The organism is Pseudomonas sp. S5D5 (assembly GCF_003013355.1).
Classification (GTDB): domain Bacteria; phylum Pseudomonadota; class Gammaproteobacteria; order Pseudomonadales; family Pseudomonadaceae; genus Aquipseudomonas; species Aquipseudomonas aylmerensis.
The window spans coordinates 3,333,609-3,346,960 of the sequence record NZ_PTEO01000001.1 but is presented as its reverse complement, the minus strand read 5'-3'; the positions used below and the strand labels follow the sequence as shown (position 1 = coordinate 3,346,960).

Sequence of the window (13,352 nt, the reverse complement as noted above, 5' to 3'; positions counted from 1 at the left end):
AGAGGGGTGGAGGGGGCGGGGTCGCGCGCCCCCTTGTTGTTGGCCTACCAGCTGCCAACGGAATAGTTGGGCTCGGCTTGTTGCTGTCTCGCTTTCCTGCCCTGAGCCCCATCTTTTCTGTATCTACTTTTAGTACGAAAAAATCAATCAGTCTTCCTAGTTCTCGCACGTATTTTGAGTGTGAAGGTGTCGTTACGATTGCCACACTGACACACAAAGGTGAATACCATGTCTTCTCAACAAAAACTGTCCGTATCGCCTCGCGCACAACATGTATCCAATGGTGTTGCGGTTGCTCACCCGATCACCGTGAGCCGCGCTGCAGGTGCTTACCTCTGGGATGACCAAGGCAAGAAATACTTGGACTTCGTGGGTGGTATCGGCGTGCTGAACGTCGGTCACAACCACCCACGCGTCGTCGAAGCGGTACGTAAGCAGCTGGATACCTTCTCGCACATCTGCTTCCAGGTCGCGGCTTACAACCAATACACCGACCTCGCCGCAAAGCTGAACAACCTGGTGGGTGGCTCGGAGCACTACAAGTCAGTGTTCCTGACTACCGGTGCTGAAGCTGTTGAGAACGCCATCAAGATCGCGCGTGGCCATACCAATCGTCCAGGTGTGATCGCATTCCGTGGCGGTTTCCACGGTCGTACCTTGATGGGTATGACCCTCACTGGTATGAGCCAGCCTTACCGTCAGAATTTCGGCCCGTACGCTCCGGATATCTACCATACGCCGTATCCGAACGAGTACCGTGGGGTGACCACCGAGAAAGCACTGGCCGCTCTGCAGGAGGTATTTGACACTCAAATCGCTGCTGATCGCGTCGCTGCAATCATCATTGAGCCCGTCCAGGGTGATGGTGGTTTCATCGCCGCGCCGGTCGAGTTCATGCGTGCTCTGCGCAAGAAAACTCAAGAGCTGGGCATCGTCCTGATCTGCGACGAAATTCAGACCGGCTTCGGCCGTACCGGCAAGATGTTCGGCTTCGAGCACTCCGGCATCCAGCCTGACTTGGTAACCGTTGCCAAGAGCATGGCCGGCGGTCTGCCGATCTCTGGTGTCGTAGGTCGTGCCGCAATCATGGATGCCCCACAACCAGGTGGCTTGGGCGGTACGTATGGTGGCAACCCGCTCGGTTGCGCTGCAGCCTTGGAAGTCATCAAGATCTTCGAGTCGGAAAACCTGACGGAGCGTAGCCGCGCGATCGGCGCCCAGCTGCTGGAAGGCTTCAAAGCCCTGGAAGGCCGCTTCAAAGGCATCGGTCACGTGCGTGCGATCGGTGCAATGGCAGCCGTTGAGTTCGTTTCTGATCGTGAGTCAAAAGAGCCAGATGCGGCTCTGGCGCAACGGATCATCGATGCTGCCCGTGAAGAGGGGTTGCTGGTGATCAAATGCGGCGTGTACCGCAATGTTGTCCGCTTCATCTGCCCGCTGGTCATTTCCGAGCAGGATGTGGCTGAAGCCTTGGGCATGTTTGAGCGTGCGCTGGTTGTCGCCGAAGCATAAGGCTGAGGTTTTATCGATTTACACCGCAATAATACTGGAGTGGTTATGTCCCCGTTTGAAGCGTTCAATGAGGTTGACATTCGTATCGGCGAGGTCGCGCGAGTGGAGCTCAATGAAAAAGCAAACAAGCCAGCTTATAAGTTCTGGATCAATTTTGGTGAGTTGGGCGAGAAAACCACCAGCGCGCAGTACACCAAGCTCTACTGCCCTGAAGAGCTTGTCGGTAAGCAGGTGGTGTGCGCCGTCAATCTGGGCGCCAGGAAGATTGCGGGCTTTACCTCCGAAGTATTGATGTTGGGTGTCGATCGTGAGCCGGGTGAGGTTGTTTACCTGACCACAGAGCGGCCTGTTCCACTCGGCAGCAAGATTTTTTAACCCTCTAGCCGCTGTGCTGCGATACCGCGGCTGATTCAAAACAAGTAAACCTAAAGTAGGATATCAAGATGCAACTGACCGACTTCAAAGCGTTGACCTTCGACTGCTACGGCACCCTGATCGACTGGGAAACCGGTATCGTCAACGCCCTCCAACCACTGGCCAAGCGCACTGGCAAGTCTTTCACCTCTGACGAGCTGCTGGAAGTGTTTGGTCGCAACGAGTCGCCTCAGCAAACCGAGACCCCTGGTGCGCTTTACCAGGACATTCTGCGCGCTGTGTATGACCGCATCGCCAAAGAATGGGGTCTGCAACCTGAGGCTGCTGAGCGTGAAGAGTTCGGCACCTCTGTGAAGAACTGGCCTGCATTCCCAGATACGGTGGAAGCTTTGCAGTATCTGAAGAACCATTACAAGCTGGTCATCCTGTCCAACATCGACCGCAATGAGTTCAAGCTGAGCAATGCGAAGCTGGGTGTCGAGTTCGACCACATTATCACCGCTCAGGATGTGGGTTCGTACAAACCAAACCCAAACAACTTTACCTTCATGATCGATGCTCTGGCTCAAGCTGGCATCGAGAAAGGCGATATCCTGCACACTGCAGAAAGCCTTTACCACGACCATATCCCCGCCAACGACGCAGGTCTGGCTTCGGCCTGGATCTACCGCCGTCACGGTAAAGAAGGCTACGGTGCGACCCACGTTCCGTCGCGTATGCCCAACATCGATTTCCGCTTCAACAGCATGGGCGAGATGGCTGAGGCCCATAAGCAAGCGCTTAAGGGTTAATACCGATGCCGGCGACTGTTGCGGGTCGCCGGTATTTTCCGCTGAACTTGAACTAACAGCGAGACTGCCATGAGTTCGTATGATTCAACTGTCTCAAGATCTCAGTTCGGGATTATCCCAGCGGTAGTCTCAGTGATCATCTGGAGCACCTTGGCAGTGAGTGTTACCTACTGCCAGAACGTGTCTCCCATGTTTATTACGGGTGCTGCGCTATTTATTGGTGGGCTCATCGGGCTTCCGTGGTTCAGGCTCTGGGCTATGCCGCGCAGGCTCTTTGTGCTGGGCACATTCTGCATGTTGGCCTACCACGTCATATATTTTTACGCGCTCCAACTGGCTGATCCGATCGGCGTCAGTCTGCTGCACTACCTTTGGCCTGTGCTGATCGTGGTGATGGCTCCACTCTTTGTGTCGAGCGGACGACTCACCACGAGGTCGATTTTGGCCGGACTTGTGGGTTTTGTTGGCGCAGTGATCAGCTGTAATCCCGATCACTCTCTGGGTGAGGGTAACTGGCTTGGCTATGGCCTGGCATTTGTTTCGGCCATCCTGTGGGCAGCTTACTCGCTACTTGCCAAGCAATATACGGGTGTTCGCAGTGCATCGGTCGGGCTGTTTTGTCTTGTGTCGGGCGCTGCGTGCCTGTTGGTTTATCGCGCAGGCGCGCAATGGCCGTCGCTCACCCCTAGTGAGACCTGGGCAATTGTCTACATGGGGTTGGGGCCTATGGGTGGAGCCTTTTACCTCTGGGACTATGCCATGAAAAATGCCAATCATGAGCAGGTAGCCGTCCTCAGTTATGCCACACCTGTGCTGTCCACCGCATTCTTGGCCATCTACCTGCAGGTCGGCATGCAGTGGTACATCTGGGTAGGCGCGGGATTAGTTGTTTGCTCGATGATAATGTCGAGAAGAGCAACTTAGGCATCGCTATTGATTGTATGCGTGCGTCAATAAGGTGAAGGAATAGAACAGGTCATTCTATTCATAGTCGCCGATTTAACCTTGCCCCCGTCACGCTGGGGGCTTTTTTATATGCCTGAACTATCGAAGTAGAACATCCAAGTGCGCAGCGCCGCAGATGCTTGGCGGAAATGTCGTTGGTAAAAAATAGAGGTGACTCGATGATTGAAACAAATATAAGTATCGAAAACCCGAAGATCCAAGATAGTCAACTCAAGACGGGGCTCAAGTCCAGGCATCTCACCATGATGTCTATCGCGGGGGTCATTGGTGGCTCTCTGTTCGTAGGGTCGGCAAGTATCATCCATACTGCAGGGCCCGCTGCCGTCTTGGCATTTCTGGTCGGCGGTATTCTGATGATGCTTATCATGAGAATGCTGGGTGAGATGGCGACGTCCTCTCCTGATACGGGGTCTTTCTCAACTTACGCCGATCGGGCGATTGGCCGGTGGGCCGGTTTTACCATTGGCTGGCTTTATTGGGGCTACTGGGTAAGCCTCATGGCTTGGGAGGCCTACGTTGCAGGCAAGATCCTTAACGGCTGGTTTCCATCGATCAGTATCAATGTCTTCGTTCTGGCAACCACGCTGGTACTGATCAGCATCAACTTCTTCAACGTGAAAAACTACGGCGAATTTGAGTTCTGGTTTGCACTGATCAAGGTCGTGGCGATTTTCTGCTTCTTGATAGTGTGTGGCCTCGCGGTAGCCAATATCTGGACGCTGGGGGAGGTGAGGGGCATCACCAACTTGACGGCGCACGGTTTCATGCCGAACGGCATAGACCCTGTCGTCGGCGCCATGCTGGGAGTGATGTTTGCGTTCCTGGGGGCAGAGATCGCGACTATTGCCGCTTCTGAGTCTGCGAACCCGTCCCAGCAGATCATCAAGACGACCAAGTCGGTCGTTTGGCGCGTAGGGTTGTTTTACGTGGGCTCGATTTTCCTGATTGTGTGCTTGGTGCCATGGAATGACCCCATGCTCGGTGTGCCAGGCTATGGGGCCTACCGACGCACGCTGGAGCTGCTTGGGGTGCCTGGTGCAGAAGTGCTGATGAATTTCGTGGTGCTGACGTCGGTGAGCAGCTGCTTGATTTCCGCGCACTACACAGCTTCACGCATGCTCTATTCGTTGGCCAGTCGCGGCGACGCCCCGTCATTCTTCAAGTTCACAAAACAAGGAACGGGTGTTCCGCTCTATGCCATCGTCGGATCCTGTCTGGTGGCTGTGATTCTGGCGCTGATCAATTTCAGCGAGGCGCTGAGGCCCAAGGATGTGCTCGATACGCTGATGAACATGACCGGTACTATCGCGCTTCTGGTGTATCTGGTTATCGCGTGCTCTCAGCTGAAAATGCGCCGCAAGCTGGAACTGAAGGGCAGTGAAATCCCGCTGAAAATGTGGCTGTTTCCTTGGCTGACCTGGGCGGTGATTATCTTCATCGTGGCGTGTTTGGCGGTGATGTCGTTCATGGCTGAGTACCAGGTCCTGGTAGTGTCGACAGGCAGTGCGGGTCTCGCTTTGGTGCTGATTGGGATCGTGCATCAGCGACGTTGTAATCGCTTGAAGCGCCAGGAACACAACGTAAGACTCTGACCATAGACTCACACTCAGCAGACCGCGCTGAATGTTGTGTTTATCAGAAGAAAGCCACCCTTTGCGAAAGAAGGGTGGCAATGGATCCCGCCCCCTCATAACAGCACTTAACCTTTCAGTGCTCATTTGACTAATCGTAAAAATCAACCTCTGAATGACTAATCTTGCACGGGGTATTAAATGAATAATAATAAAAGTCTATTCATCAGCATCCTAGTCGCCATTCGGGATTTTTGTTTGGCAGGGCCTGTTACCGAGAAAGATGACGACGTGTTGGTAGCTTGCCCATGCCCTCATATTCATATTGAAGTATCCCCCCGTTCTCGAAACCACCAGGGGGCACTTCAAGGCTTAAATGATTAATACTTTAAATACTAAAAACACGCTTGTTTGTCCTGCTCAGGACCGGTAGCTGACACTGAGTTCGTTGCTTAGGATTTACCCAAGATGAATGGTTGAAGTTACGCCTCCCAAAGACGGCCTGCAGGCGTAGTGGATTGAACCATGGCTCTAAGTGCTTAGTCATCGACGGTACATGAATACCTGTTCCTTCGTGGTGTAGCCACGAAGGTATTTTCTTTTCATTTTTTACGAATCTCTTTGGAGGTTTTATGAGTTTTAAGCTGCAGCGCGAAGAGTTGATACTCACCAAGAACTTCATCGCGGGTGTGTGGCAGGACGCAGTCTCTGGCGCAACCCTCCCAGTCAACAACCCCGCTTCGGGAGAGCGCGTAACCCTCGTTGCCGATAGCGACGAAAAGGATGCAAAGGCTGCAGTTGACGCTGCAGTGCAAGCGTTTGAAGCTTGGCGCTCGACGCCCGCCAAGCAGCGAGCTGTGATCTTGAAGCGCTGGAATGACTTGATCATGGCTAACGCTGAAGACTTGGGTAAGATCATTTCTACTGAGCAAGGTAAGCCCCTTGCTGAAGCCGTTGGCGAAATCGCCTACGCCGCAAGTTATGTAGAGTGGTTTGCTGAGGAAGCCACCCGGGCGAACGGTGACATCATTCCTCAAGCCGTACGCGGACGTAAAATGGCTGCTTACAGGGAGCCGGTAGGCGTTGTAGCGGCCATCACGCCTTGGAACTTCCCCGCAGCGATGATCGCTCGGAAAATCGCTCCGGCTCTGGCCGCAGGTTGTACTGTTGTCTGTAAGCCAGCGGCGGAAACACCTCTGACTGCTTTGGCATTGGTGAAGCTTGCGGAGGAGGCGGGCGTCCCGGCTGGCGTCTTGAACATCGTCAACACTTCCGCCTCAAAGACGGTAGCGGATGTCTGGTTGGATGATCCCCGTGTTCGCAAAATCACCTTCACAGGATCGACGCCGGTCGGTAAGCATCTGGCCCACGAATCATCGCGTACCCTGAAGAAATTGGCGCTGGAACTGGGCGGTAATGCACCGTTCATCGTGTTCGAGGACGCCGACGTCGATGCCGCAGTAGAAGGTTTGATGGTGGCTAAATTCCGTAACGGCGGCCAGACCTGCGTGTGTCCAAACCGTGTGTACGTTCAGTCGAAAATCTACGGCAATTTCCTGGAGAAACTCAGCGCCCGCGTGTCGGCCCTGGTCGTTGGCCCTGCCAGCGATTCGACGTCGCAGATTGGCCCTATGATCAACGCCAAAGCGATCGCCAAGATCGAGGAGCACGTCAATGATGCAGTCGCGCGTGGTGCTCGAGTCCTCACGGGTGGCAAGCGTCTTTTTACCGAACAGCGTGCCGAGTCCACTTACTACGCGCCAACCGTCCTGGCGGACGTAGATCCTTCCTCTAAATGCTTCCATGAAGAAACCTTCGGGCCGGTTGCACCCATCACTCGGTTTGAAACCGAGGAAGAGGTCATCAAGATGGCCAATGACTCGCCATTTGGATTGGCATCTTATTTCTATACCAACGACATGCGCCGTGTGCACCGGGTTACTGATGCGCTGGAGTGCGGCATTGTTGGCGTGAACGAAGGTGCTATAGCCGCCGAAGCCGCTCCGTTTGGGGGAGTGAAGGATTCGGGCTATGGCCGAGAAGGCTCCGTACATGGCCTGGAGGAATACATGCACATCAAATATGTCTGCCAAGGCGGCCTGGATTGACTCCCGACCTTTGATGAGTGAGCTCTTTACTCAAACCTGTTTGAGGCGGAGAGAATCCGCTATGTGTGTTTATTGAGAGATCGTATGAACAACCTTCAGAAAAAAGATCAACACTGGGTTCACCCTGTGACCGCCCTGATCGATCACCAGGCAAAGGGCGTATGTGCCTGGAAAAGTGCGGATGGGATTCACCTGGTGGATGTGAATGGTCATCGGGTCCAAGACGCCTTCTCGGGCCTCTGGTGTGTGAACGCCGGTTACGGGCAGCCGACGATCATCGAGGCCGCAAGGAAGCAGCTTGAAGTCCTGCCTTACGCGACCGGTTACTTCGGCTTCGGTAGCGAGCCTGCGATTGAGCTAGCCCATCGTTTAGCCAACCTGGCGCCTTCTGGTTTGAACCACGTCATTTTCGGGCAGGGCGGATCTGATGCGGTAGACACAGCGATCCGAACGGTACGCTACTACTTCAACGCGATCGGACAGCCTGAAAAAAAGCACTTCATTGCAGTGCAGCGTGGCTATCACGGCTCCTCAGCTTTGGGCAGCGGACTTACCGCACTGCCTGTGTTCCATCGCTATTTTGATGTACCTGCGCCTACCCAGCACCACATTGAAGCGCCTTACACTTACCGTCATAGTGCCGGCCCAGATGAAGTATCGGTACTGCAAGCGACTGTTGCGGCACTTGAAAGCAAAGTGCGAGAAATTGGCAAGGAAAAAGTGGCCGCGTTCATCTGCGAGCCCATCATTGGCTCTGGTGGGGTAATTGTTCCTCCTGCAGGTTATCTGAAAGCAATGCGCGAGACCTGTGACAGGCTCGGCATCCTGCTGATCGTTGATGAGGTGATTACTGGATTTGGTCGTACTGGCCCCATGTTCGCCTGCGAGCACGAAGGTGTTAGTCCAGATATCTTGACACTCGCCAAAGGCCTTACTTCAGGGTATGCGCCCATGGGCGCAACCATCATCTCCGATAGCATCTATGCCGCAATCGCGGAGGCCGGCGCTGACGGTACTCCGTTTGGTCATGGCCAAACCTACGCCGGACATCCTGTCAGCGCGGCAATTGCCAACGCCACGCTGGATCTGTACGAAACCGGTCTCTTGGAAAATGGCAAAGCTGTTGGTGAGTATTTCCAGGAAAGGCTGCGTAGCCTTGAGGCGCTGGCCGTAGTAGGACAGGTGCGGGGGCAGGGTATGCTGGCGGGCGTTGAACTTGTTACAGACAAGCACACACGAGCCAAGCCTGACCCGAGCTTGAAAATCGGTCAGAAAATCTTGGCCCATGCGTTTAGCGAGGGGCTTGTATTCCGTGCTTTTGCCGACGACATACTCGGTTTTGCTCCCTCTCTGAATTACACCAATGCTGACGTCGACAAGCTGATTGAGATTCTGACCTTTTCTATCGAAAAGGTGATCGGCGCTAAATGGGTCTGACTGCTTCCCGCTGCGCGATTTAGCACTGCGTTTAAGGTCTTCGATCAGAAGACCTTCTTTTTAAGATAGCTATAAGCCGTTTAATTGCTCAGCTTATCGCTGCTATTGATTCTAGATGCCTTCTTCTTCACTGAGTTGATAACTCATGGCGTCACAGGCACCTGACCACGATATGAGCCATTCAGGCATCTCTGGAGACTTATCGGGTAGCCCAAACTTTCGAACAAATTCTCTTGGCGAAATATTACTTTTCGCGGCTCACGAGAAGAAAGCGAAAACGTGGTGTAGGGGGCACGTGCGGGTACCGTAAATCATCTTCACAGTCCGCGACTTTCCGTCTGCTGCGCTTGCGCCAACAACCAGTCCCGAAAAGTCGTCAGCCTGGGCAAGCTGGCGCACTCAGGCCGATAAACGATGTAGTAGGCCAGCTCCGATGCAAAGCTGATGTCGGGGAACAACCGCACCAGGCGTCCGCTTGCCAGGTCATCGTGGGCCATGACGCTGCGGGCCAGCGCGATGCCGTGCCCCTCAACCGCAGCTTGCAACACGGCGGCAGAATTGTTGATTTGCATGCCCCGCAGAGAGAGTGCGTCCTTCGCCCCGGCTTTCTGCATCCAGGTTTCCCAGGTCGGAAAACCGGTATGGCTATCCATCGACAGGTCGTGAATCAACGTCTCCTGTGTCAGGTCATTGGGCTTCTGCAAACGCGAGTGCTCGCGCAACAGTTGCGGCGAGCACACCGGATAGACCTCTTCATCCATCAGTTTTTCGGCGGTCAGCCCCGGCCACCGCCCCGTGCCATAACGCACGCCGATATCGATCCGCTGTGCAACGAAGTCCACCGGTTTGAGGTTGGTATCCAGGCGCACGTCTGTTTCGGGGCACACCGCCTGGAAGCTGTCGATGCGAGGCAACAGCCACTTGGCGGCAAAGGCCGGGCTGACGGCTACGGTCAGTACGCCGTTGATCGAACTTTCCCGCAGTCGCTCCATCCCCAGGGTCAGCCTGTCGAAACCTGCGCGGATGTCGGGCAACGCGCGCTCGGCTGCCTCCGTGGGCACAAGCCTTGCCCGGCCGCTGTTGCCGCGTACAAACAGCGGGCTGCCCAGCCAATCTTCCAGCGTGCGCACCAACTGACCGACCGCCGCCGGTGTGACGTTGAGTTCGCCCGCCGCCGCAGAAAAGCTCTGATGGCGGGCGCTGGCCTCGAAGGCACGCAAAGCGTTCAGATGGACCGGTGATTTCATGGCAATAAAGTTTTTCTTTCAGGGCTTGACACTTTATCTCGTTTGTCTGCGGCCTGAAAGAAGAGAAAAATCACCTCCATGCCGACTGCTGGCCTGTTTTATGGGTGAGGGCATAGGCACGTGAACACCATTGGAACCAATAGTTTTTCTTCCACTCAAGTCCTGCCGGAAAGCGGGCGCACGGAGAGAGTTTAAAGATGAGTAATCAATTCAAAGGTAAGAAGCTGTTGGTCGTCGGTGGCACCAGCGGCATGGGCCTGCAGACGGCGCGCACCGTACTGGCCGAGGGCGGCAGCGTAGTCATCGTGGGCAACCGCCCGGAAAAAACCGAAGCAGCCCGCAGGGAGTTGGCTGAACTGGGCCAGGTGTGGGCACTGACTGCCGACCTGTCCAACGACGCCGCCGTAGCTTCGCTGATCAAAACCCTGGACGAGCAGCATTCGGATATCGACCTGCTGGTCAACGCCGCTGGCGTGTTCTTCCCCAAGCCATTCCTGGAACATTCGGAAGCCGACTACGCCCAGTACATGTCGATCAACAAAGCGACCTTCTTCATCACGCAAAAGGTTGCCGCCAACCTGGTCGCCAACAACCGCCCCGGTGCGATCGTGAACATTGGTTCGATGTGGGGCAAGCAGGCGATCGCAGCCACACCGTCTTCTGCGTACTCGATGGCCAAGGCGGGCCTGCACTCGCTGACCCAGCACCTGGCGATGGAACTAGGTAGCAAGAACATCCGTGTTAACGCGGTGTCGCCTGCCGTGGTGCAGACCCCTATCTACGAAGGCTTCATTCCAAAGGCCGAAGTGCACAGTGCGCTGCAAGGCTTCAATAGCTTCCACCCGATTGGTCGCGTGGGCACGCCTCAGGACGTCGCCGAAGTGGTCGCTTTCCTGCTGTCGGACAAGGCGGGCTGGGTCACTGGCGCTGTCTGGGACGTCGATGGCGGTGTGATGGCCGGTCGTAACTGACCTGCGCTGCTGCAAGCGTTGCTGAGGCACTGAGTTCTTTGCCAGGCGTGACCCGACACCTGGCTTCAATCTGTTTTGGAGAAAGACCATGATGCAAGACTGGAATGGCTACCGCGACTCCCTGATGGAGCGCGTAGGCGACTACGCTAAACAAAGCCCCGAAGTAATGCGTGGCCTGATGATGATCGACAATTCGGCGGTCAAGACGGGGCATCTGGAGCCGAAGATCCACGAACTGATCGCATTGGCCGTGGCGGTGACCACGCGCTGCGACGGGTGTATTTCCGTCCATACCAAAAAAGCGGTCGAGCACGGTGCCACGCTTGAAGAAATCACCGAGGCCCTCGGTGTAGCGATTGCCCTGAACGCGGGTGCTGCGTTGACGTACTCGGCACGCGTCGTCGAGGCCTATCAACAACTGCCCAGTCAGTAAGCCCTATCGATAAGCACCGACCACCCACGGACGGGTTGGCCGGTGTCTTTGCCCCGTTTGGATAACCCTCATGCTGATCAATGCCGATTTCACGCGCCGCGCCATCGTGGCGTCCCAGCAGTACCAATGGGTGGCTTCGCCGCAGGATGGCGTCGAGCGTTTGATGCTGGATCGCGTGGGTGCTGAAAAAGCCCGTGCCACCAGCCTTGTGCGGTATGCCCCTGACTCCTGTTTCGCTCGCCATTTCCATCCCGGGGGAGAGGAGATTCTCGTGTTGTCGGGGACCTTCTCTGACGGGAGTGGGGACTACCCGGTGGGCTGGTATTTGCGTAATCCCCCCGGGTCCAGCCACCAACCCTCCAGTGCCGAGGGCGCCGTCATTTTCGTCAAGCTTCAGCAGATGCACGGAGGCGAGCAGCGCTCTGTGCGCATTGACACCCGTGACCCTGCCGCGTGGCGTCGGAAGGGTCAACGCGAGATCTGCGCGTTGTTCTGCGATGAAACAGAGCAGGTCAGTCTGCAACGCCTGACACCGCGCGAAGCGATTTTCGAAACACCGCCTGACGGCGCTGAACTACTGGTGCTGGCGGGCAACGTGACGCTGGATGGAGAGGCCTACGAACGCGGCAGCTGGCTGCGCCTGCCCGCCGGCGAGTCTGCGAACCTCCACGCTGGAGACCAAGGCGCCACTGTGTATCTCAAAACTGGCCATCTGGCCGATGTAGCGGTCGAGGAATAAGCATGCACACTGTACGCATCGCTATCGTTGGTGCTGGTTTGAGCGGCCTGTATGCCGCTTACCTGCTGGAGCGCCAGGGCATTACCGATTATGTGTTGCTGGAGGGGAGGGAAGTCCTCGGCGGTCGGATTGCGTCTATCGGCGCCACCGGCCAGGCCGTCACCCACACCACAGTAAACACCGACGGCATCGACCGTTTCGACCTGGGCCCCACCTGGTTCTGGCCTGGCTACCAACGCGAGCTTGACCGGCTCGTGGAGGCCTTGGGCCTGGAGCGGTTTGAGCAGTTCGAGGAGGGTGACATGGTGGTGGAGCGTTCGCCCGAGGAGCACCCTGTGCGCATGCGTGGTTACGTAAACTCGCCCGCGTCCATGCGCCTGGTCGGTGGCATGGGGAGCTTGATCGAAGCCCTGCGCGAGAAACTGGCCCCAGCAAACATCATCACCGGCCACACGGTGCGCCGGCTGCGCAAATACGACGGTCATATCGAACTCGAAAGCGAAGATGCCGCAGGCCATGTCAAGGCCTGGCAGGCTGAGCATGTCTTGCTGGCGCTGCCGCCTCGCCTGGTTGAAAGCACCCTCGTCTTCGAACCAGCCTTGCCTGCATCCCTGGCCCAACAGTGGCGTGAAACGGGAACGTGGATGGCGCCCCAAGCCAAGTACGTCGCCCTCTATGACACGCCGTTCTGGCGGGAGCAGGGTTTGTCCGGGGAAGGCCGCAGTGCACGTGGGCCGCTGGGTGAAATCCATGACGCCTCCATGCCCGGTGGCAGCGCGGCGCTGTTTGGCTTTCTGGGTGTGCCGGCGCAAGTGCGCAGCACGGTCTCCGACGAGGTACTGCGCACCCATTGCCGTTCGCAACTCGTCCGGATGTTTGGTCCCCAGGCGGCGACGCCTAAGGCCGAGACCATCAAGGACTGGGCGCAAGAGCCGTTCACGGCCACTGCAGTCGATGTAAATGCGGCGCCCCAGCACGCCCGGGCGCCCTCGGCCAACGCAACTTCGGGACCTTGGCAAGGGTACCTGACAGGCATCGCCAGTGAGTGGTCTCCGCAATTTTCGGGCTATGTGGCCGGTGCCGTCGAGGCCGCCGGCCTGGGCGTGAAGGCATTGGCTGAACGTGCCGCTGCGCCTGCGTTGAGTCCATCGAAGCGTTGACGTGAGATCGCGAGGCAAGGCGGCACTGATCAGCAGTGCCGG

12 protein-coding genes are annotated in these 13,352 nt (G+C 56.4%); 11 read left to right on the top strand and 1 reads right to left on the bottom strand.

What is annotated here, in order from left to right; translation table 11 throughout:
* Positions 1–228 precede the first annotated feature (228 nt).
* The 7 genes from gabT to C9990_RS15555 all read left to right on the top strand — a co-directional run bounded on the left by gabT (position 229) and on the right by C9990_RS15555 (position 8,760).
* Complete coding sequence (gene gabT, locus C9990_RS15585) at positions 229–1,512, top strand: 4-aminobutyrate--2-oxoglutarate transaminase (RefSeq protein WP_106803853.1); 1,284 nt, start codon at positions 229–231, stop codon at positions 1,510–1,512.
* 45 nt (positions 1,513–1,557) lie between these two features.
* On the top strand, positions 1,558–1,887 hold the full coding sequence (locus C9990_RS15580; RefSeq protein ID WP_106803852.1) for a tRNA-binding protein: 330 nt from the start codon (positions 1,558–1,560) through the stop codon (positions 1,885–1,887).
* 68 nt (positions 1,888–1,955) lie between these two features.
* Complete coding sequence (locus C9990_RS15575; protein WP_106803851.1) at positions 1,956–2,678, top strand: haloacid dehalogenase type II; 723 nt, start codon at positions 1,956–1,958, stop codon at positions 2,676–2,678.
* A gap of 69 nt (positions 2,679–2,747) precedes the next feature.
* Positions 2,748–3,602, top strand: a complete 855-nt coding sequence (locus C9990_RS15570) for a DMT family transporter (protein ID WP_106803850.1) — start codon at positions 2,748–2,750, stop codon at positions 3,600–3,602.
* A gap of 200 nt (positions 3,603–3,802) precedes the next feature.
* Positions 3,803–5,236, top strand: coding sequence for an amino acid permease (locus C9990_RS15565; protein ID WP_106803849.1), 1,434 nt, complete (start codon positions 3,803–3,805; stop codon positions 5,234–5,236).
* A 611-nt stretch (positions 5,237–5,847) separates the two neighbouring features.
* Positions 5,848–7,323, top strand: a complete 1,476-nt coding sequence (locus C9990_RS15560; protein WP_106803848.1) for an NAD-dependent succinate-semialdehyde dehydrogenase — start codon at positions 5,848–5,850, stop codon at positions 7,321–7,323.
* Positions 7,324–7,407: 84 nt separating this feature from the next.
* Complete coding sequence (locus C9990_RS15555) at positions 7,408–8,760, top strand: aminotransferase class III-fold pyridoxal phosphate-dependent enzyme (RefSeq protein ID WP_256595095.1); 1,353 nt, start codon at positions 7,408–7,410, stop codon at positions 8,758–8,760.
* Positions 8,761–9,077: 317 nt separating this feature from the next.
* On the opposite strand, the gene gcvA is transcribed toward C9990_RS15555, so the two are convergent.
* On the bottom strand, positions 9,078–10,007 hold the full coding sequence (gcvA, locus tag C9990_RS15550) for a transcriptional regulator GcvA (protein WP_106803846.1): 930 nt from the start codon (positions 10,005–10,007) through the stop codon (positions 9,078–9,080).
* 197 nt (positions 10,008–10,204) lie between these two features.
* On the opposite strand from gcvA, the gene C9990_RS15545 reads away from it, so the two are divergent.
* The 4 genes from C9990_RS15545 to C9990_RS15530 all read left to right on the top strand — a co-directional run bounded on the left by C9990_RS15545 (position 10,205) and on the right by C9990_RS15530 (position 13,310).
* A complete protein-coding gene (locus C9990_RS15545) occupies positions 10,205–10,978 on the top strand; it encodes an SDR family NAD(P)-dependent oxidoreductase (RefSeq protein WP_106803845.1) in 774 nt (257 codons plus the stop codon).
* A gap of 91 nt (positions 10,979–11,069) precedes the next feature.
* Entirely contained in the window at positions 11,070–11,411 is a 342-nt protein-coding gene (locus tag C9990_RS15540) for a carboxymuconolactone decarboxylase family protein (protein ID WP_213554135.1), read from the top strand.
* 70 nt (positions 11,412–11,481) lie between these two features.
* Positions 11,482–12,150 carry a cupin domain-containing protein gene (locus C9990_RS15535; RefSeq protein ID WP_106803843.1) on the top strand — a complete coding sequence of 223 codons (669 nt, stop codon included), beginning with the start codon at positions 11,482–11,484 and terminating at the stop codon, positions 12,148–12,150.
* A gap of 2 nt (positions 12,151–12,152) precedes the next feature.
* Positions 12,153–13,310 carry an FAD-dependent oxidoreductase gene (locus C9990_RS15530; protein WP_177410336.1) on the top strand — a complete coding sequence of 386 codons (1,158 nt, stop codon included), beginning with the start codon at positions 12,153–12,155 and terminating at the stop codon, positions 13,308–13,310.
* Positions 13,311–13,352: the final 42 nt, after the last annotated feature.

Excerpts from the sequence above, each read along its gene's own strand:
- gcvA (WP_106803846.1), bottom strand. The coding sequence starts at position 10,007 with ATGAAATCACCGGTCCATCTGAACGCTTTGCGTGCCTTCGAGGCCAGC.
- C9990_RS15580 (WP_106803852.1), top strand. The coding sequence starts at position 1,558 with ATGTCCCCGTTTGAAGCGTTCAATGAGGTTGACATTCGTATCGGCGAG.
- C9990_RS15540 (WP_213554135.1), top strand. The coding sequence starts at position 11,070 with ATGCAAGACTGGAATGGCTACCGCGACTCCCTGATGGAGCGCGTAGGC.
- C9990_RS15570 (WP_106803850.1), top strand. The coding sequence starts at position 2,748 with ATGAGTTCGTATGATTCAACTGTCTCAAGATCTCAGTTCGGGATTATC.
- C9990_RS15535 (WP_106803843.1), top strand. The coding sequence starts at position 11,482 with ATGCTGATCAATGCCGATTTCACGCGCCGCGCCATCGTGGCGTCCCAG.
- C9990_RS15560 (WP_106803848.1), top strand. The coding sequence starts at position 5,848 with ATGAGTTTTAAGCTGCAGCGCGAAGAGTTGATACTCACCAAGAACTTC.
- C9990_RS15555 (WP_256595095.1), top strand. The coding sequence starts at position 7,408 with ATGAACAACCTTCAGAAAAAAGATCAACACTGGGTTCACCCTGTGACC.
- gabT (WP_106803853.1), top strand. The coding sequence starts at position 229 with ATGTCTTCTCAACAAAAACTGTCCGTATCGCCTCGCGCACAACATGTA.
- C9990_RS15565 (WP_106803849.1), top strand. The coding sequence starts at position 3,803 with ATGATTGAAACAAATATAAGTATCGAAAACCCGAAGATCCAAGATAGT.
- C9990_RS15545 (WP_106803845.1), top strand. The coding sequence starts at position 10,205 with ATGAGTAATCAATTCAAAGGTAAGAAGCTGTTGGTCGTCGGTGGCACC.
- C9990_RS15575 (WP_106803851.1), top strand. The coding sequence starts at position 1,956 with ATGCAACTGACCGACTTCAAAGCGTTGACCTTCGACTGCTACGGCACC.
- C9990_RS15530 (WP_177410336.1), top strand. The coding sequence starts at position 12,153 with ATGCACACTGTACGCATCGCTATCGTTGGTGCTGGTTTGAGCGGCCTG.